Here is an 18,035-nt window from a genome sequence, read left to right as displayed (position 1 = left end):
ATCCGCTCGACGTCCTACAGATCCGAACGCCGGAACACCAGCTGGCTGACGCCGAGCAACGCGACGGTCATCACGACGAGGACGCCGACGCCGACGAGGTCGTACGTGCCCTCGAGCAGGATCTCGTTGGGGTCGTAGTACCGCATCGGAGCGATCGCGCCGAGCTCCTCGTAGTCGGTTTCGGCGAGCAGCGACTCGAGGAGAAACAGCGCGAACGTGACGCCGAGCGCGACGCGCTGGGCGATCCCGACGCGGTCGAAGACGACCGAGCACAGCAGTCCGATCCCGGCGCAGGCAAAGAGGTACGGAATCGACAGCAGGTGGGCAGCGAGGACGTCGGCGACCGCCAGCGGCTCGTCGATCAGCCGGGCGCCGAGGAGGATAACGGGCGGCGTGAGGAGGTTGACGACGAGGATCGGCACCGAGAGGGCGGCGAACTTCTCGGCGACGAGCCGGGCGCGGGAGATCGGCATCGCCAGCAGGGTGTCCATCCGCCCCCGATCGACGTCGTCGGCGATCGCGCCCGCGGCCGCGTAGGCGACGTACAACCCGAGCAGGATGATCCAGCCGAACGTGTAGAGTTCGAAGGCGAGAAACCCCTCGAGGGAGGCCATCGTCTCGATGCGGAACAGCTGAAGCATCTCCTGGGGGTAGGCCTCGAGCAGCTCGTCCCCGTCGAGGGCGTCGCTAAAGGAAGGGTAGACCCAGATGACCAGCGCCGCCAGCAGCGCCATCCCGACCGAGAGGTAGACGCTGCCCTTGAGCCGGTTTCGACCCTCGTAACGCGCGATCTCAAACATCCTCCTCACCTCCGTAGAACCGCATGAAGACGTCCTCGAGGGGCGCTTCCTCGATCGCGAGGTCGATCAGCTCGTCGTCGGCGAGCCGGGGGAGCAGGGCGTTGATGTCGCCGGTGAAGGTGAAGACGCACTCGGTGAACGCCGTCGACGGATCGGTCCCCTCGTGGCTGTCGGAGACGCTCGTCTCGAGGTCGTGGACGCCCTCGAGGTCGAGGGCGTCGATCGGGATCGGGTCGGCGCTGCGGATCCGGACCACCTTCCCGCTGCGTCGCAACAGCGCGTCGACGGGTTCGATGGTGACGAGTTTGCCCTCGCGGATGATCCCGACTCGATCGCAGAGCCGCCGGACCTCGCTCAGGTTGTGCGAGGAGAAAAACACCGTCACGCCCCGCTGGCGTTCGGCCCGGAGGAAGTCGGCGAAGCGCTGGCGAATCAGCGGATCCAGGCCGTTGGTCGGCTCGTCTAAGATCACCAGGTCTGGGTCGTGCATAAACGCCGTCACGATCCCGAGCTTCCGGGCGTTTCCCTGCGAGTACTCCCGAATTCGGCGCTCGACCGGCGGATCGAACAGCTCGAGCAGTTCCTCGCGCCTGCTGTCGCCCTTGATCGAGGCGTGGAGGTCGAGGACGTCGGTACCGGTCTGTTGTTCGTCGAACCCGGGTTCGTCCGAGAGGTAGCCGATCCGCCGTTTGGCCTCGAGCAGCGAGCGCTCCTCGCGAACGTCCTCGCCGAGCACGCGGGCCGTTCCCGACGTCGGCGAGATGAATCCGAGAAGCATCCTGATCGTCGTCGTCTTCCCCGCGCCGTTCGGCCCGAGAAAGCCGAATATCTCGCCGCGCTCGACGGCGAACTCAAGCGAGTCGTTCGCGACGACCTCGCCGTAGTCCTTGGTGAGCCCCTCGAGTTCGATCACAGCCATGCCGAACGTTACAGGGGACGTGGATATAGGAGTAGCTGAACAGTCGTCGACTCTGGACGAACGACCGTCGTCGCTCGCGAGCACGAAAGGAGGAGACGCCGCCGTGGAGAGTTCTACTCGAGGGAGACGGTTCCATCCGATCGACCCGTCACGTCGTAGCCTCGGTACCGGAACCGCAGTCGGCCGTTTCGCGACGCGTTCGGGGTCGTCGGGGCGAAGCGTTCGTCGATCGCGGTCGGATCCACGCCGTCGTACAGCGGGGGCTCGAGCTCGACGGGGTCGACCCCTTCCGCGTTCGCGACGGCCTTGACGACGCGGAGGCTGGGACTTCCCGGCGAGGAGTGTGCCGATCCGGACACGTCAGATCAACAGCTGGACATCCGACTCGGCCATGTGTTGCAGCGCCGTCGCCGCGCCGACGCCGGTCGTCACGCCGTCGTAGAAGTCGTCCTCATCGTACTCCATCAGCTCGACGGTCATCTGGCAGGCCTGCAGTTCGACGCCGCTCTCGAGGGAGACGTCGATCAGCTCCTCGATCGTCGCCGTCCCGTTGTCGTCGATTCGCTTTCGCATCATCCGGGTCGCCATCGAGTCCATCCCCGGCAGTGCCGCGAGGGCGTTCGGCATCGGCATGTTGGGGTTGCCGAGCGCGCTCAGCTTGAGCTTCTTCGACTTCTCCTCGTGGAGGATGTCGAGTCCCCAGAACGTGTGGAAGACGATGACCTCCCAGCCGAAGGCGGCCGCCGTGCTCGCGAGGATCAGCGGCGGGTACGCCATGTCGAGCGACCCCTTCGTCGCGACGATCGTCATCTTCTTGCGATCGTCACCGAGTTCGGTCTCGAGGCCAGCGATCTTCTCCTCGAGCTCCGCGATTCGCGCCTCGAGCTCGGCCTCGCTCATCGACTCGCCGTCGCCGGTCGGTGTTTGGGTCTCCGTGCTCATCTCAGGCCGTCTTCTCCACGTAGTGGATGTACAGGTCCTCGTCCTCGACCTGCTCGAGGAGCTCGACGCCGTCGGTCCCCTCGGCCCAGCCTCGGATGTCGCTCATGCTGCCCGAGTCGGTCGCGACGACTTCGAGGACGTCGCCCGCCTCGAGGCCGTCGATCGCCTGTTTGGTCTTGACGATGGGCATCGGGCAGGACTGTCCTTTCACGTCGAGGGTCTCGGTTGCGGTGGGTGTAGAACTCATAGTAATCCTTGTGCTCTATATTGGAGCTATCGCACAATATCCGCTGCGAGCATAAAAGCGTATCGATGATTGCACAACTCTCGAACATCCCGGCGACCGAACCGAACTACAGATACCGTTATTTAGATCTCTAATACGCGCATCAGAGGTACAGCTCGTTTGTGCTCGAGCCCTCTATATTGCGTCTTATGGGAAATATTACGCAAACCCTTATGTGGGTGTGGCCAGTACTCCGGAGTAGAGTATGGACGACATGGACTTTCCAACGCCGGATTCGTCGGTCGAGTCGGTCACGGCGAGCGAGCTGAAGGCTCGCGTCGACGCCGGCGAGGCGGTGACGCTTCTCGATTCGCGAATGCGCTCGGACTACGAGGAGTGGCGCATCGACGGCGACACCGTCGAGTCGGTCAACGTTCCCTACTTCGAGTTCCTCGACGAGGAGATCGACGAGGACGTCCTCGCGACGATCCCCGACGACCGCGAGGTGACGGTCCTCTGTGCGAAAGGCGGCGCCAGCGAGTTCGTCGCGGGCGCGCTGAAGGATCGTGGCTACGACGTGAACCACCTCGAGGAGGGGATGAACGGCTGGGCGCGGCTCTACGACGCCGTCGAGGTCGAACGCTACGAGGGAAGCGGAACGCTGCTGCAGTACCAGCGTCCCTCGACGGGCTGTCTCGGTTACCTCGTCTACGACGACGGTGAGGCCGCCGTCATCGATCCGCTGCGCGCGTTCACCGACCGCTATCTCGAGGACGCCGCGGAACTGAGTTCCGCGAGCCCTGTCTCGCAGGCTCAACAGGATGCGGCCGAACTCGGCGTCGACCTCGAGTACGCCATCGACACGCACGTCCACGCAGACCACGTCTCGGGCGTTCGCGAGCTCGCCGAGGAGGGCGTCGAGGGCGTTATCCCTGCGGCGTCGGTCGACCGCGGCGTCACCTACGCCAACGAGATGACGCTGGCCGAAGATGGCGACGAGTTCCAGGTCGGTGACGTGACGATCGAGACGGTCTACACGCCCGGCCACACCTCCGGGATGACCTCCTTCTTGATCGACGGCGAGTTGCTCGCGACGGGCGACACCCTCTTCGTCGAGAGCGTCGCCCGCCCCGACTTAGAGGAGGGTGCCGAGGGTGCCGAGGACGCCTCGAGACAGCTCCACGAGACGCTCCAGGAGCGTATCCTCTCGCTGCCCGACGAAACCCTGATCGGCGGTGCCCACTTCAGCGACGCGGCACTCCCCGCCGAGGACGGCACCTACACCGCGCCGATCGGCGAGCTTCGAGAGAAGATGGCCGCGCTGACGATGAACGAAGCCGAGTTCGTCGAGCTGGTCCTCTCGGACATGCCGCCTCGCCCCGCGAACCACGAGGCGATCATCGCGACGAACCTCGGTCAGGAGGAGACCGACGACGAGGAGGCGTTCGAACTCGAGCTCGGCCCGAACAACTGCGCCGCCAGTCGGGACTCGCTGGCGGATCACTAACCCCATCGAGTAGCCGAATGGGACCTGAACTCATCGCACCCGCGCTGTACGAGACCCTGTTTCCAGCCGGGATCAGTCGCTACGCCGTCGGGGGGCTGCTCGTCGGCCTCGGCGCCGTCGTCATCTACCTCGGCACCGGCATCGCCGCCGGCGCGAGCACGTTCCTCGAGTCGACGCTGTCGTACGTCTCGGACCAGTCGCGGTTCCAGCGCTACCGCGCTTCGCGGGACTGGCGGGTCGTCTTCACCCTGGGGATCGTCGCCGGCGCGGCGCTCTACGCGCTGACGTTCCAGTCCGGGCTCGTCTCGAGCGGGCTCTACCAGTCCGGGACGACCGGCGAGCTCCGTGAGGTCGGCGGATTCACGATCTGGCTCACCGACGTCCAGCCCTGGCGGCTGTTCCTCGGCGGGATCCTCGTCGGAATCGGCACCCGGATCGGCAAGGGCTGTACGTCGGGTCACGGTGTCTGCGGCGTCGGCTCGGCCTCGAAGACCTCGATCGTGGGCGTGATCACGTTCCTGGCGGTCGCGATCGGAACGGCACAGGTCGTGATGGCACTGGGGGTGAGTCCGTGAGCGAGATTCTCGGGCGAGAATCTCGGAAACGCGAACGGGGAGGATTGCGAGGATGAGCGGAAGCGAATCCTCGAATAGCGAACGGCGACCGGCGGGGGCCGTGAGCGATCGACCCGTGAGCGGAGACCGACGTCCCCTGTTCATGCCGCTGATCTTCGTCGGCGGCCTGATCTTCGGCTTCGGGCTCGGCTTCAGCCACATGGCCCGCCCCGAGGTCGTCCTGAACTTCCTGCAGTTCGAGGACTTCGGACTGCTATTCGTCATGGGCGGCGCGGCGGTCGTCTCCGGCCTGGCGTTCACGCTCGTGCCGCGACTCCGCGAGCGGGCGCCGCTGACCGGAGCCGCCTACGGCCGTCGGCTGAAGTCGTTCGACCGCAACGTCCTGATCGGCGGCGGAATCTTCGGCGTCGGCTGGGGCCTCTCGGGGATCTGTCCCGGCGCGGCCTACGCCAGCCTCGGCGTCGGCAACGTCACGATCCTGTGGGCGCTGGCGGGGATGTTCGTCGGCGCCTACGTCCAGGGCGTCTGGCGCAGCCAGCGTGCCGCCTCCGGAACCACCTCCGCGGGCGCCGACTGACCGCCCCTCGCTCGACGACACGCGACTGCCGAGCGACGCGTCTCGAAGGGGCGCCATCGCCCTGTTTCGCAACTATTAGGCGCTCGAGAACCCAACTTCCAGTCATGGAAGAGCTATTCCTCCGGGCGGCACGTGGCGAGCGGACCGAACGCCCGCCGGTGTGGATGATGCGACAGGCAGGTCGGTATCTCCCGGAGTATCGCGAACTACGCGAGGACTACTCGTTTCTCGAGGCGATCTCGACGCCCGAAATCGCGACCGAGATCACCCTCCAGCCCTGGGAGCGGTTTCGGCCCGACGGCATCGTCATGTACTCGGACATTCTCACCGTCCTCGAGCCGCTCGGCTTCTCGTATCACCTCGAGTCCGGCGTCGGCCCGGTCGTCGAGAACCCCGTCGAGTCCCCGGCCGACACCCAGAGAGAACGGGGCGACGTCGAGGAGGAACTGTGGTACGTCGGCGAGCTCCTCGAGCGACTGAGCGACGAACTCGGCGAGCAAGCGGCGGTGCTGGGATTTACCGGAGGGCCGTTCACGCTCGCGGCCTACGTCTGCGAGGGAACCCCCTCGCGGTCGTTCATGGACGTCCGCCGATTGCGCGCGGAGCACCCGGAGGCGTTCGAGCGCCTGCTCCGGGCGTTTACCGACATCATCGTCGACTACGTCCGTTTCCAGGTCGAATCGGGTGCGGACGCGATCCAGCTGTTCGACACCTACGGCGGGCTGCTCTCCCCCGCGGACTACCGGCGATTCCTCCTCCCCCTTCACCGAGAGATCGTCGACGCGGTCGACGTCCCCACGATCGTCTTCGTCCGCAACGTCAGCGGCAACCTCGACCTGCTCGAGGACACCGGCGCGGACGTGGTCAGCCTCGACTGGACGGTCGAACTCGAGGAGGCCCGGGAGGAACTCGGCGACGTGGCGATCCAGGGGAACCTCGACCCGGCGTTGCTATACGGCGACCCCGAGAACGTCAGGGAGCGGACTCGAGACGTTATCGCGGCCGCAGGCGACGCGGGGCACATTCTGAACCTGGGCCACGGCGTCGACCGCGACGTCCCCGTCGAGAACGTCGAGGCGTTCTTCGAGGCGGCGAAATCGGTCTCGCGCGAAAAGTAGCGGACGTCCCGAGATCGAGGGTGATACGGAAGCCACCCTCGGGATCGGAACTCGCGGATCGACGACCCAACCGCCGTCCGCCCGTAGATCTCCGATCGATCACTCTCGCTCGAGTACGGCGGGGACGTCTCCGAACCCGCCGCCATCGTACCGATACGCCGTCCACCCGACGTTTCTGGCGCCGTCGGTATCCGTCTCGTCATCCCCGATCATCGCGTAGGCATCGGCCGGAAGACGCCGTTCGGCGGCCCGATACGGGGCCGCGTTCGGTTTGTGCGCGCCGGCCTCGTAGGACGCCACGACCGCGTCGAAGTACTGCTCGAGATCGTGCTCGCGGAGTTTGTACCGCTGCCACTCGGGGACGCCGTTCGTGAGTACGCCGAGCGAGTCGTCTGCCGACAGTCTCTCGAGGTCGCGGTGCGCTCCCTCCGGAGGAGTACAGGCACGAGCCTCCCGCCGACGAAGTTCTTCGGTGAGTTGATCCGCCCTCGAACAGCCGGTGACGCTGGCGAACGCTCGCCTCACCGGATTCGGCTCGTGGGCCTCGAACGACTCGTAGAAGGCGTCGTTGTACTGCTCGATCCACTCCGCTCGTACCTCGCTTGCCACCGTTTCGAACGTCTCAGCCAGGATCTCGCGATAGCCGCGGCGCCACTCGAGCAGCGTTCCGTCGAGGTCGAAGAGTATCGCCCTCGTTGTCATCTCGTCGAGCTACAACGGCATGGCTGATGGGCGTTCTCCTGTACTCACCGACCGCCACTCGAAAGAGGGACGCTACTACTCCCGGACGCGAGGGATCCTGCACGTCTCCTGACCCGCTTGGGCAACGAACGACTGTGAGCTCGGTCCCACGTTCCAACCGGACTCCTTGGAAACCGGCGACTCTCGGACTCGATAGCAGTACTCGAGCGAGTCCTACAGAGAACGCAGGAGAGAGCCCACGACTTTAGTCGTGGGGTGAATCCGTCACTGCTGAATCAAACCACGGTATCCGCCTGCGGGATGTCCCACGCTACAGATCATCTTCTTCGATCCGCTTCATACCCTGTACCAGCAATCCCTTCCACGTCAGTCCGTGCTTGTCCTTGAGCCGCTGCATTTTCTCATACTGCTCGTCGTCGTCGACCTCGATGTGGATGTTGTTGGTCATAACGTAATAGATAAAACATAGATATTTATATCTGTAGGGTGAATGAGAGAACAGCGATGAAGCGCACCAACACGTTCGCCGTACGCCCGCTCTCACCTACTGGAGAGCAACTGCTACGGGACCTGTTGGATGCGTCTGCCGCACTCTGGAACGAAACCAACTACGAACGCCTCATCCGATACGAAGACGAAGTCGGATACGAGAATGAAGACGTGTGGGACGCTGACACCGGCAGTCTCGAAGGGAAATACAAAGATATTCTCGGCGCGTCCACCGCCCAACAAGTGATTCGCAAAAACAGCGAAGCGTGGCGCGGCTTCTTCGAAAACAAGAAGAAATACCACGACGACTCCGATACCTCGATCACGGATAACCCCACTCCACCGGGGTTCTGGGGCAACAAAGATGATGGTCGAAAACTCCACACTGTCATCCGCAACACGTCGTACACTGTCGAATGGGGCGAGCGATCCCGGCTCGAAATACTGGTCGGGTCCAAGTTGAAAGACCGGTACGATCACACTGGGCGTCTCCGACTGGAACTCGCTGGTGAGCCGAACTGGCCCGAGTACGAAAAACAGGGCCGGTTGGACCTGTGGTACGACGAGACCGACAGCACCTTCAGAGCTTCGCAGCCCGTGACTGTTTCTGATGATGCACGGGCAACTCCACTGGCTGATGAAACAGCCGCTCTGGACATCGGTGCCAACAACCTCGTCGCCTGCACTACGGCAACCGGTTCACAATACCTGTACTGCGGCTCCCATCCGTTCGAACGGTTCCGTGAAACGACCGAACGAATCGCAGAGTTGCAGGCGAAAATCGACGACCAGCGGCGAACAAGTGAGCGGATTGACCACTTGTACGATACGATGTACGGGCGTCGTGACCACGCCTAAGACGCACTCGTCCGCGACCTCGTCGAGCGCCTGTACGACGAGGGCGTTTCAACCGTGTATGTCGGCGACATCAAAGATGTGTTGAAGACGCACTGGATGCCTGAGGTAAACGCAAAGACGCACAATTTCTGGGCGTACCGTCGGTTCATCGACCGCCTCGACTGTGTCTGTGAAGAGTATGGGATCGAGGTTGTCGAAGAATCCGAGTCGTGGACGACCCAAGAGTGTCCAGAGTGTGGCGAACGTGAAGAGACGGAGCGGAACGGCGACTTGTTCCGCTGTGTTTGTAGGTTTGAGGGACACGCCGATCTAAAGGCGAGTCAACTGTTCCTCGAACGCGAGACTGGTATGAAAGCCGGGCTGATGGCCCAGCCCGTGTGCTTCGAGTGGGACGACCACGACTGGTCAGAGAGATCATACTCTCCCGCGAGGGCAAGTCCCAAAGAAGATCACACAGACCGGAGTACCCGCCGTACGGTGGGAAAAGTTGCCTCCGTGGAGTCGGCATAATCCGACATCCCGACGGAGGAATCCCACGACTTCAGTCGTGGGAGGAGGTCAATGCGGCGGCAGTCCCGCGTTGTAACAGTACGTGCCCGGCTCGGGCCGACACTCGCACTGCCGGAGCTGGTAGTACGACGGCTCGAAGCCCGAGAGGAACGGCTCGACGGTGTCGGCGAGCAGCGTCGCGAACCGCGGATCGTCGTGGGGAACCGGAACCCGGTGGAGCTCGAGGCCGACGTCGGCGGCGTCCTCGCGCAGGTCGATATCGAGTTCGACGAGCGTCTCGGACTGCTCGTGCATGAAGCTCATCGGCTCGACGACGACGCGTTCGGCCTCATCCTCGAGGCCCTCGACGACGTCTTCGGTCTCGGGCTCGGTCCACTCGATCCCCCGGTTGGCGTGGTTCTGGTAGCCGATCTCGTAGTCGTCGATCCCGATCATGTCGGCGATCGCCGACGCGTGTTCCTCGACGTACTGGTCGTACCGGCTCCCCTCCTCGAGGTACTTCTTCGGGGTTCCGTGTGCCGAGAAGACGAACGCGGTGTCGGGGTCCTGGAGGTCGACGCCCTCCTCCTCGACGAACCCGCGGATTCCCTCGGCCCGGAGTCGGTTGTAGGCGGGGACCCGGTGCCAGCCGGTAATCGCCGTGAACTCCGGCTCGTACTCCTCGCGGTCCTCGATCGCCGACTCGAGCGAGTCGATCGCTGAGACCGTCGTCGAGGGACCACACAGCGGGTAGATCGGGACGGCGACGACCGAGTCGATCCCGTCGTCGGCCAGCGTGGCCGGGAGGTCGGTGATCAGCGGCTCCATGAACTGCATCGCGTGGTAGAGCTCGACCTCGTGGCCCCGCTCGGTCAGGGCGTCCTCGAGGGCGTCGGCCTGGGTGCCCGCCTGCTCCTGCAGCGGCGAGCCGCCGATCTCCTCGTACTCCTCCATCAGGCTCGGCAGCCGTCGCTCGGCCAGCTCCCGCGAGCGCTCCCGGGCGGCCTCCTCGGAGTCGGCCTCCTCCAGATCAGCGTTGTCGAAGAAGATCCGGGTGAGGTACTCGAGCACCGCGTCGCGGTCCGGTGCGGCCGGTTCGCCGAAGTTCAGCAGGACGACGCCGGTTGTCATAGCCGGCCGTTAGGACGGTGCCGGTATAGGCACTTCGAAGCCGGAACCCGCGGACGCCCGCTGGATCCCCTCACGCCCGGATCGACCCCTCATTCGACGGGTGTCGCCTCGCCGGCGAGCTCGTCGGCGATCGCCGTCGCGGTTCGGATGCGTCCGGGAATTCCGGGTCGGCCGACGAAGTTCGTACAGAGGTGGATCCCGTCGGGAAGCTCGAGGTCGTCGGTCGCCGTCCACGAGCGGTCGTACGCCGGCATCCCGGGCTCCCAGCGGTGGACGTGGATCGGCGTCGCCGGGGCGCCGGTGATGCGCTCGAACTCGGCGGCGCCGACCCGACCCAGCTCCTCGTCGTCGGCCTCGGCGAGCGCCGGGTAGCTCAGCGGGTCGATGTAGCACGTGAAGAGCCCGTCCCGGTCGAGGAAGCTCGAGTTCCAGGTCAGCCCGCTGATCCGGACGTCCGACCCCGGCGGGACGAGCGTCCCGATCCCGGTGCCGTCGAACGCAGACTCGAGAAAGACCATCCCGATCGGGTTGTAGTTGAACCGGCGCAGCGTCGCCTCCAGGCCGGAATCGACCGGCGCGAGCAACTCGGCGCAGGTCTCGGCGGGCGCCGTCAGGACGACCTCGTCGACGCGCTCGCTTCCGCCGGCGGTGTGGAGTTCGTACCCGTCCGCTCGCTCGCGGATCGATTCGACGGGCGTCTCGAGGTGGATCGAGTCGGCGTGGGCCTCGTACAGGCCGTTCGTCAGCTCGCCCAGTCCGTCCTCGAAGGTACACATCGGCGGGGTGTCGCGATCCTCGAGCAGCTTCCTGGCGACCCACAGGAGGACGCTTCGCTCGATGCCGGCCTTCTCGAGGACGCGCCCGAGTGAGTACTCCACGAGCATGTCTCGAGGGTCGGTCCCGTACAGCCCGCTGTACAGCGGTCCGAGGTACCGTCGCGCCGCCTGCGTCCCGAACGTTCGAACCAGGTAGCCGTCGACGGTCTCGTTCGGCCGCGGCGGCCCCGTCAGGGGCTCGAGGAGCATCCGGAGCTTGCCGGTTGGGGTGAGCAGGTCGGTCGTCAGCGCCTCGCGAACCGACAGCGGTGCCACCTTCAGCTCGCCGTCGTGATAGACGTAGATCGGCTGCTCGTCGTCGCCGAACTCCAGCCGATCGCGGAGCCCGAGGTCGTCGACCATCGACTCGAGCCCCGGCGTCAGCCGGAGCCGCTGCGGTCCCAGCTCGACGACGTGGTCACCCACGCGTCGGCTTCGTACGACTCCGCCGGGTTCCTCGCGCGCCTCGAACGCCGTCACGTCGATGTCTCGCTTCTCGAGCGCGTGAACGAGCGAGAGCCCCGAGATCCCAGCTCCGACGATACCGACCTTCATCATCCGTCCTTTCGAGCGGAGCCTTTTCGGTGTATCGTCACGCAGCCGACGCTGTCACGCGGTCGCTCGCTCCGGTAGTATAGTAGCAACTGAAACTGTTTGCACACCGACCATACAGCCATCGTGCGATCGGGTGCGCACTGACTTTCAGTGTCTACTATAGCTAACCGTGTCGCTCGATCAGCGATTCGAGCGTCGCCCGGTCTTGCGCCCCGAGCAGTCGCTCGACCGGTTCGCCGTCGACGTACAGCACCAGGGTCGGAATGCTCCGGGCGCCGAGTTGTTGGGCCAGCCGCTGATGGGCGTCGACGTCGACTTTCGCGACGGCGGCGGCGGTTTCGGCGGCCAGCGACTCGATCGTCGGCTCGAGCATCTTGCAGGGGCCACACCAGTCGGCGTAGCAGTCGACGAGGACGACGTCGTGGCTGTCGACGACGTCCTGGAGGTGTCCCTGCCCCTCGATCGCGATCGGCTCGGCCGGCGTCTCCGTTCCGTCTTCGGTCAGGTCGCCGCCGTTCTCGAGGCGACGCTGCAGTTCCCGTTTCTTCCGTTCGCGGATCTGCGCTCGATCGTCGTCGGCAGTGTCGCTCATCGTCGAACGACGGTACGCGCTCGTCGGACATAACAGATCTGTATGTATGGAGCAATACGTGGGGTTCGTAACCGACTTTCGGCCGGCGATGACTTCTCGCTCCGCCGTAATCAGCACTCCTCAAGACGGCTTCTTCGATACTTCCGGCTTGCTGGGAACGTACGACTATGCCTATACACCACAATATCGTACGTTCGAACGTGATCAAGCCATGACGACCGCACGCGAACGGTTCGGACGGGCCGTATCGGCGCTCGTGGCGACCCTCGCCGTCCTCGTCGGCATGACGGGAACCGCCGTCGCGCAGGGCCACGGCGGAACGATGGGCGGCTGGGGAAGCTGGGGCTGGCTGTTCTGGCCGCTGCTGGCGGTCGGTCTGCTCGCACTCGCGGCCGCCTGGACCGCGAGCCGTGACGGCGGTTCGACCGCACGCGACCGAACCGGGACCTCGGACCGGGCGCTCGAGGAACTCCGCGAACGCTACGCTCGCGGGGACATCGCCGAGGAGGAGTTCGAGCGACGGCGACGGACGCTCCGGAGGGACGGGGAGTGACGACGATCGAAGCCACCGCCGTCCCGCCCCGAAAACGTCGCCGTGAGTCGTCCGCTGACGAATACTTATTCGATCGACGGTACGAGTAGTAGTATGCAGACGTCCTCGAACGCGGCATCGATCGGGTCCGACCGGTCGCCGGCACCGACGGAGCGACCGATCGTCCGGCGACAGGCGGCGTTCGTCGTGCTCACCTTTCTCGGGATGGGAGGCGGGCTGCTCGGCGGGTGGTTCGGCGCACCGGAGCCGGTCGTCTGGGGCAGCTACGCGGTCGCCTACGTTTTCGGCGGCTGGTACGGACTCAAAGAGAGCATCAGGGCCATCCGAGAGCCCGCAGTGGAGATCGACCTGCTGATGATCCTCGCGGCGCTCGGCGCGCTGTTCATCGGCGCACCCTTCGAGGGCGCGATGTTGCTGTTTCTGTTCTCGCTGTCGGGCGTCTTGGAGGAGTACGCGATCGGCCGCTCCCGAACGGCGATCAGGTCGCTCATCGAGATGCGCCCGGAGTCGGCCCGGATCCTCCGCGACGGCCAGGAAGCGACGACGCCGATCGGCGACGTCGAGATCGGCGACGTGTTCGTCGTTCGTCCCGGTGACCGGCTGCCCCTAGACGGCGTCGTCGAGTCCGGCGAGAGCACGGTCGACCAGTCCTCGCTCACCGGCGAATCGGTGCCGGTGACGAAAGAACCCGGCGACGAGGTGTTCAGCGGGACGATCAACGAGACGGGAAGTCTCGAGGTGAGAGTCACCCGCAAAGCGGAGGAGTCGGCGATCTCCCGGCTCATCAACATGGTCGAGCGGGCCCAGGAGAAGCGGGCACCGACCCAGCAGCTCATCGACCGCTTCGAACAGCCCTACGTGATGAGCGTCCTCGCGATGACGGCGGTTGCGGTCGCGCTCCCGATAACAGTGCTGAACCACTCGTTCGAACCGACGTTCTACCGCGCGATGACGCTCATGGTCGCGGCCTCGCCCTGCGCGGTCATCATCTCGACGCCGGCGGCGGTGCTCTCGGCGATCTCGGCCGGCGGCCGACAGGGTGTCCTGTTCAAGGGCGGCGAGCACATCGAGACAGCGGGCAACGTCGACGCCGTCGCCTTCGACAAGACCGGGACTCTGACGGAGGGCAACACCCGGCTGACCGACGTGAGCGCTCGAGGCACCGTCTCCGGCGACGGCGGATCGGTCCGCGGCGAACTGGTCGCCGGGGAGTCACTAACCGACGAGCAGCTGCTCGCCATCGCGGCCGCGGTGCAGTCCCGGTCCGAGCACCACCTCGCCGAGGCGACCGTCGAGGCCGCCCGAGAGCGCGGCCTCGAGCTCCCCGCCGCGACCGAGTTCGAGGCGGTCGTCGGCAAGGGCGTCCGCGCGACCGTCGAGGGGCGGACGCTCCACATCGGGAACCCACGGTACGTCCGGACCGAACTCGAGGGACGATCGGTCGACGGGCTCGAGACCGGCCTCGAGGCCGTTCGCGACCTCGAGCACGGCGGAAAGACGAGCGTCCTCGTCGTCGAGGAAACCGACGATCGCCTGCGGGTGCTCGGCTGGCTCGCCTTCAGCGATACGATCCGGGCCGACGCGGCCGAGACCATCGAACGGCTCCGCGAGCGCGGCGTCGAACAGATCGTTATGCTCACGGGCGACAACGAACGGGTCGCCCAGTACATCGCCGAGGAGCTCGGCATCGACGAGGTGTACGCGGAGCTCCTTCCCGAGGAGAAAGTCGACCACATCGAGGCGCTCCAGGGGCGCCACGAGGCCGTCGCGATGGTCGGCGACGGGGTCAACGACGCGCCCGCGCTCGCGACGGCCGACATCAGCATCGGGATGGGTGGTGCGGGAACCGACGTGGCCCTCGAGACGGCCGACATCGTGCTCATGTCGGACAGGCTCGATCGGCTGCCGTACGCGTTCGCGCTCAGCAAGGAGACGCGGCGAACGCTGTACGTCAACTTCGCCATCGCGTTCGGCGCGATCGCGATCATGATCGTGGCGATCCTCACGGCCGGAATCCCGCTGCCGGTTGCCGTGGTCGGCCACGAAGGTTCGACCGTGCTGGTCAGCCTGATCGGGTTGCGGCTGCTCCGGTTCGACGGCTGAGAGGGCTGTCGACGCGCTACGCTCGTTCTCGATCGGGCCGTTGCAGCCCCTCGATCGGGCTCTCCGTTCGAACGACCGCCTCGAGCCCATTCCTCCCGGATCGCTCCTCGAACTCCCGAAGGGGAGATCGCGCGTTGGGCGGTTCGCCGCGGTAGCCGGCGACTTGCCACCCGCGGCCGTCAGTTCAATCGCCTCGGTGAGCCGGTTCCTGATCCGGGAGATTGGCGTTCCCTCGAGTCCACTCTGCGGCGAATCACGCTCGGGAAGCGCTTACGACCGCAGCCCTTACCCACGACCGCTACGAGCTGAAAGCCGTGGGATTCCGGGCGTCGGAGGGTAACTCTTGATCGAGTCCCACAATTCTAACGGGTAACCTTTCGGAACGCCGTCGAGCGGTTTCGGCAAAGACGCTAGCGCTCGAAACGGCAAACTTAACGGCGCACGAAGTAGTTCCTCGACTTTGTACAATATTCGCACAACCCTTATACCGACGGGGATCCTACCTCGAGGCAGTAATGGCAAACTCGATGGCGGAACAACTCCAGCAGGACATGCAGTGCGAGGGGCTGCTCGAGTGCATCCACGGTCTCAAACAGCTCGACAAGGACTGCTTCCGAGCGCTCGTCGAGAGCGAGGAGCCGCTGACGATCGACGAAGTCGCCGAGCGAGTCGACCGCGAGCGCTCGACGGCGTACCGAGCGATCCAGCGGCTGCTCCAGAGCGGGTTCATCCAGAAGGAGCAGGTCAACTACGACCAGGGCGGCTACTACCACGTCTACTACCCGACCGACCCGACCCAGATCGCAAACGACATGCAGCGGATGTTGAACGACTGGTACGCGAAGATGGGCCAGCTCATCCAGGAGTTCGAGGACAAGTACGAGGGTGTCGAGGACGGGACGCCAGCGGTCGAGGACACGCGAGCCTAAGCCTCACCGACCCGTATCGTACTTGTACGTCGCTGTATCCGGGTCGATACCGAAGTCCTCGGCGCTCTCGTCGTCGTCCTCCTCTTCGGGCTGTTCCGTCGCTTGCTTGAACGCCTCCCGGAGTCGTTCCGGCATCCGGAACCGCTCGACCTCGATCGCTAACGGCACCGCTTCGGGATCGATCCGCTCGCGCTTTTCGGTGTGGCGCTTCTCGAGCGGCGCGGGCAACTGCTCGGCGTCGATCCGATGGAAGCCGAACCGGGCGAGGTAGGCGCTCTCGCCGGTCAGCGCGTAGACGGTATCGAACCCCTCGTCGCCGGCGTACTCGAGCAGCCGTTCGACGACGTGGGCGCCGACCCCCTGGTCGCGCCACCCCTCGAGGACGCCGATGCTGGTCAGCTCGCAGACCTCGTTCGGTCCCTCCTCGGGGTCGGTCCTGTGGATCCGAATCCGTCCGAACCCCGCCTTCTGGCCGGAGACCTCGTCGACGGCGACCACGTAGTCGCGGGAGCGAAACGCCGTGTCGTCAAGCCCCATCGACTCGATGTGGTCGAGCAGCCAGACCTCCTCCCTGTTTTTGGCGTCTCGGACGTACATGATCGAACCTAGGCCATCTGCTACCAAAAGGGTTTGTGGGTCTCCGATGCGATCACGGGAACGACACGTCGGAGACGGCTCGAGTCAGTGATCCACGGTACAATAGGTAGCTTAGCTACTTCACCTATTGGAGCTATGTAAGCTATTGTAGCGAAGTCGGTAGGGTTATGTGCCTCTCATTAGCTGTGTCCAGTATCCGCTGAGAGTGACATTCACGGACGAGTAGGGAGCTCTCATTCAGTGGATGGGAATACACCATGACAGACGAGCCACGCGCGGTAAGCGTAGTCATCTTGAAAGGCGGTGTCGGAAAGTCGACGACCTCGATCAACCTCGCACGGCAGCTCGCGGAGCGCGGATCGACGCTGTTCGTCGATCTGGACCCGAACGGACACGCGACGAACGGCCTCGGGTTCGAGGAGGCCTACCACAGCGAGACGGATCTCGGAAACGTCATCCTGGAGGGCGACGCTACGCCCCACGACATCATCCGGCAGACGGAGTACGGGTTCGACCTGCTTCCCTCCTCGGACTCCCTCGAGGACGTCGAGACCGAACTGGCGGGCGCGATGCAGGGGTCGGCCCGCGTCAAATCCAAGATCGTCGACCCCCTGCTGGGCGAGGCCTACGACTACGTCGTCTTCGACTGCCCGGCCTATCCCGGGATGCTCAACAACAACGCCCTGGTCGCGACGGGCAACGTCGTGATCCCGATCGAGCCCGGCTCGAGCGCGATCGGCGGCTACAAACGGACGATGGAGCGGCTGATCGAGCCCGCCCGCGAGTACATCGACGTCGAGGTCCTCGCGATCGTTCCGAACAAACTCGAGGACCGCATCGACCAGCGCACCGAGGCCCGGGAGCTGCTCGAGAGCCTGAACACGGCCGAACACGAGGTCAATCCCGGCCAGCCGCTGCCGGAGGTCGTCCCCGAGTTCGCCCGGATCACCGCCGACGAGTTCGAGCGCATCGACGCCGGCGAGCTCGAGCCCCCGAAGCCGGGCATTCGCCACCGGGCGGCGCTGTCCCGATCGCTGAGCCACGAACAGCCCCTCCAGGACTACGCGCCCGACTCCGACCAGATCGCCCCCTACGAGGAGCTCGCCGAGATCGTCGCGAGCGGAGGTGTCCATCGATGAGCAACCCGTTCGACGACCTCGAGGCCGAGACCGCCGAGTCGCCGAACGTCGAAGACGACGAGGAGACAGTCGAAACCGCGTTCGTCGACGAGGAGTCGGTCGAATCCGAGGATGCCAAGGACTCGGGTTCGGTCGAATCGACGCCCGCCGAAAGCGGCCCCGCCTTCGAGTACGACGCGGTCCGCCAGCGCCCGCTGTACGCCCGCGGCGAGACCTGGGACGCCTTCGAGAAGAAGCTCCGGACGACGATCACGCCGACGCTGGCCCGCGAGGACGTCGTCGACGAGGAAACCCGCGAGATCCACGACGCGGTGCTCCGACTGGCGACCGAGGAGCCCGAACGGATCGCCGAACTGGTGCTCGAGGCCCGCCGGGAGGAGTAGCGCCGTAACGGTCCGTCTCGATCGCGTCGGTATTTT

The 18,035-nt window shown here is 65.2% G+C and carries 20 protein-coding genes and 1 pseudogene; 10 read left to right on the top strand and 11 right to left on the bottom strand.

The genetic code is table 11. From position 1 onward, the window contains the following. Nucleotides 1–14 precede the first annotated feature (14 nt). The 5 genes from ACFEMD_RS15050 to ACFEMD_RS15030 all read right to left on the bottom strand — a co-directional run bounded on the left by ACFEMD_RS15050 (nucleotide 15) and on the right by ACFEMD_RS15030 (nucleotide 2,908). Nucleotides 15–800 carry an ABC transporter permease gene (locus tag ACFEMD_RS15050; RefSeq protein ID WP_394741903.1) on the bottom strand — a complete coding sequence of 262 codons (786 nt, stop codon included), beginning with the start codon at nucleotides 798–800 and terminating at the stop codon, nucleotides 15–17. Further along, nucleotides 793–1,719 carry an ABC transporter ATP-binding protein gene (locus tag ACFEMD_RS15045; RefSeq protein ID WP_394741901.1) on the bottom strand — a complete coding sequence of 309 codons (927 nt, stop codon included), beginning with the start codon at nucleotides 1,717–1,719 and terminating at the stop codon, nucleotides 793–795. The genes ACFEMD_RS15050 and ACFEMD_RS15045 overlap by 8 nt, the downstream gene beginning before the upstream one ends. 113 nt (nucleotides 1,720–1,832) lie before the next feature. Next, complete coding sequence (locus ACFEMD_RS15040) at nucleotides 1,833–2,078, bottom strand: HalOD1 output domain-containing protein (RefSeq protein WP_394741899.1); 246 nt, start codon at nucleotides 2,076–2,078, stop codon at nucleotides 1,833–1,835. Nucleotide 2,079: 1 nt separating this feature from the next. After that, entirely contained in the window at nucleotides 2,080–2,661 is a 582-nt protein-coding gene (locus tag ACFEMD_RS15035; protein ID WP_394741897.1) for a DsrE/DsrF/DrsH-like family protein, read from the bottom strand. A gap of 1 nt (nucleotide 2,662) precedes the next feature. After that, the gene (locus ACFEMD_RS15030; protein ID WP_394741896.1) at nucleotides 2,663–2,908 is read right to left on the bottom strand and encodes a sulfurtransferase TusA family protein; all 246 of its coding nucleotides are present in this window, start codon (nucleotides 2,906–2,908) and stop codon (nucleotides 2,663–2,665) included. A 244-nt stretch (nucleotides 2,909–3,152) separates the two neighbouring features. Between ACFEMD_RS15030 and ACFEMD_RS15025 the strand changes: the two genes are divergently transcribed. The 4 genes from ACFEMD_RS15025 to hemE all read left to right on the top strand — a co-directional run bounded on the left by ACFEMD_RS15025 (nucleotide 3,153) and on the right by hemE (nucleotide 6,664). Then, nucleotides 3,153–4,394 (top strand): MBL fold metallo-hydrolase, encoded by a 1,242-nt coding sequence (locus tag ACFEMD_RS15025; RefSeq protein WP_394741895.1) that lies wholly within the window; start codon nucleotides 3,153–3,155, stop codon nucleotides 4,392–4,394. A gap of 17 nt (nucleotides 4,395–4,411) precedes the next feature. Continuing rightward, a complete protein-coding gene (locus ACFEMD_RS15020) occupies nucleotides 4,412–4,969 on the top strand; it encodes a YeeE/YedE family protein (protein WP_394741894.1) in 558 nt (185 codons plus the stop codon). Nucleotides 4,970–5,111: 142 nt separating this feature from the next. Beyond that, on the top strand, nucleotides 5,112–5,546 hold the full coding sequence (locus tag ACFEMD_RS15015; protein ID WP_394742253.1) for a DUF6691 family protein: 435 nt from the start codon (nucleotides 5,112–5,114) through the stop codon (nucleotides 5,544–5,546). 104 nt (nucleotides 5,547–5,650) lie between these two features. Then, nucleotides 5,651–6,664: a uroporphyrinogen decarboxylase gene (hemE, locus tag ACFEMD_RS15010; protein ID WP_394741893.1), complete on the top strand. Its 1,014-nt coding sequence runs from the start codon at nucleotides 5,651–5,653 to the stop codon at nucleotides 6,662–6,664. Between the two features lie 99 nt (nucleotides 6,665–6,763). Here the strand turns inward: hemE and ACFEMD_RS15005 are convergent, their stop codons facing one another. Then, complete coding sequence (locus ACFEMD_RS15005) at nucleotides 6,764–7,366, bottom strand: HAD family hydrolase (protein WP_394741892.1); 603 nt, start codon at nucleotides 7,364–7,366, stop codon at nucleotides 6,764–6,766. Between the two features lie 310 nt (nucleotides 7,367–7,676). Then, a complete protein-coding gene (locus tag ACFEMD_RS15000; protein WP_276255537.1) occupies nucleotides 7,677–7,814 on the bottom strand; it encodes a hypothetical protein in 138 nt (45 codons plus the stop codon). A gap of 56 nt (nucleotides 7,815–7,870) precedes the next feature. On the opposite strand from ACFEMD_RS15000, the pseudogene ACFEMD_RS14995 reads away from it, so the two are divergent. Next, nucleotides 7,871–9,223 (top strand): annotated as a pseudogene (locus ACFEMD_RS14995) (RNA-guided endonuclease InsQ/TnpB family protein). A gap of 48 nt (nucleotides 9,224–9,271) precedes the next feature. Here the strand turns inward: ACFEMD_RS14995 and hemH are convergent. The 3 genes from hemH to trxA form a co-directional block, all read right to left on the bottom strand. Continuing rightward, complete coding sequence (gene hemH, locus ACFEMD_RS14990; RefSeq protein WP_394741891.1) at nucleotides 9,272–10,333, bottom strand: ferrochelatase; 1,062 nt, start codon at nucleotides 10,331–10,333, stop codon at nucleotides 9,272–9,274. Nucleotides 10,334–10,422: 89 nt separating this feature from the next. After that, complete coding sequence (hemG, locus tag ACFEMD_RS14985) at nucleotides 10,423–11,703, bottom strand: protoporphyrinogen oxidase (RefSeq protein WP_394741890.1); 1,281 nt, start codon at nucleotides 11,701–11,703, stop codon at nucleotides 10,423–10,425. 163 nt (nucleotides 11,704–11,866) lie between these two features. After that, nucleotides 11,867–12,295, bottom strand: coding sequence for a thioredoxin (gene trxA / locus ACFEMD_RS14980; RefSeq protein ID WP_394741887.1), 429 nt, complete (start codon nucleotides 12,293–12,295; stop codon nucleotides 11,867–11,869). A gap of 211 nt (nucleotides 12,296–12,506) precedes the next feature. On the opposite strand from trxA, the gene ACFEMD_RS14975 reads away from it, so the two are divergent. From ACFEMD_RS14975 to ACFEMD_RS14965, 3 genes are all read left to right on the top strand, one after another. Then, nucleotides 12,507–12,848 carry an SHOCT domain-containing protein gene (locus tag ACFEMD_RS14975; protein ID WP_394741886.1) on the top strand — a complete coding sequence of 114 codons (342 nt, stop codon included), beginning with the start codon at nucleotides 12,507–12,509 and terminating at the stop codon, nucleotides 12,846–12,848. Between the two features lie 93 nt (nucleotides 12,849–12,941). Beyond that, nucleotides 12,942–14,951, top strand: a complete 2,010-nt coding sequence (locus tag ACFEMD_RS14970; RefSeq protein WP_394741885.1) for a heavy metal translocating P-type ATPase — start codon at nucleotides 12,942–12,944, stop codon at nucleotides 14,949–14,951. Nucleotides 14,952–15,466: 515 nt separating this feature from the next. Then, nucleotides 15,467–15,880 carry a helix-turn-helix domain-containing protein gene (locus ACFEMD_RS14965; protein WP_005559330.1) on the top strand — a complete coding sequence of 138 codons (414 nt, stop codon included), beginning with the start codon at nucleotides 15,467–15,469 and terminating at the stop codon, nucleotides 15,878–15,880. A gap of 3 nt (nucleotides 15,881–15,883) precedes the next feature. Here ACFEMD_RS14965 and ACFEMD_RS14960 read toward each other — a convergent pair whose 3' ends face one another. Beyond that, a complete protein-coding gene (locus ACFEMD_RS14960; RefSeq protein WP_394741884.1) occupies nucleotides 15,884–16,477 on the bottom strand; it encodes a GNAT family N-acetyltransferase in 594 nt (197 codons plus the stop codon). A gap of 257 nt (nucleotides 16,478–16,734) precedes the next feature. Between ACFEMD_RS14960 and ACFEMD_RS14955 the strand changes: the two genes are divergently transcribed. Together ACFEMD_RS14955 and ACFEMD_RS14950 are read left to right on the top strand one after the other, a co-directional pair. Next, the gene (locus ACFEMD_RS14955; protein ID WP_394741882.1) at nucleotides 16,735–17,616 is read left to right on the top strand and encodes a ParA family protein; all 882 of its coding nucleotides are present in this window, start codon (nucleotides 16,735–16,737) and stop codon (nucleotides 17,614–17,616) included. Next, nucleotides 17,613–17,999 carry a hypothetical protein gene (locus ACFEMD_RS14950; RefSeq protein WP_394741881.1) on the top strand — a complete coding sequence of 129 codons (387 nt, stop codon included), beginning with the start codon at nucleotides 17,613–17,615 and terminating at the stop codon, nucleotides 17,997–17,999. Before ACFEMD_RS14955 ends, ACFEMD_RS14950 begins: the two co-directional genes overlap by 4 nt. Nucleotides 18,000–18,035 lie beyond the last annotated feature (36 nt).

This window comes from Natronococcus roseus, assembly GCF_043677095.1.
Taxonomy (GTDB): Archaea; Halobacteriota; Halobacteria; order Halobacteriales; family Natrialbaceae; genus Natronococcus; species Natronococcus roseus.
Note: the sequence above shows the minus strand (reverse complement) of the source record. Positions and strands in the feature narration are given on the sequence as shown.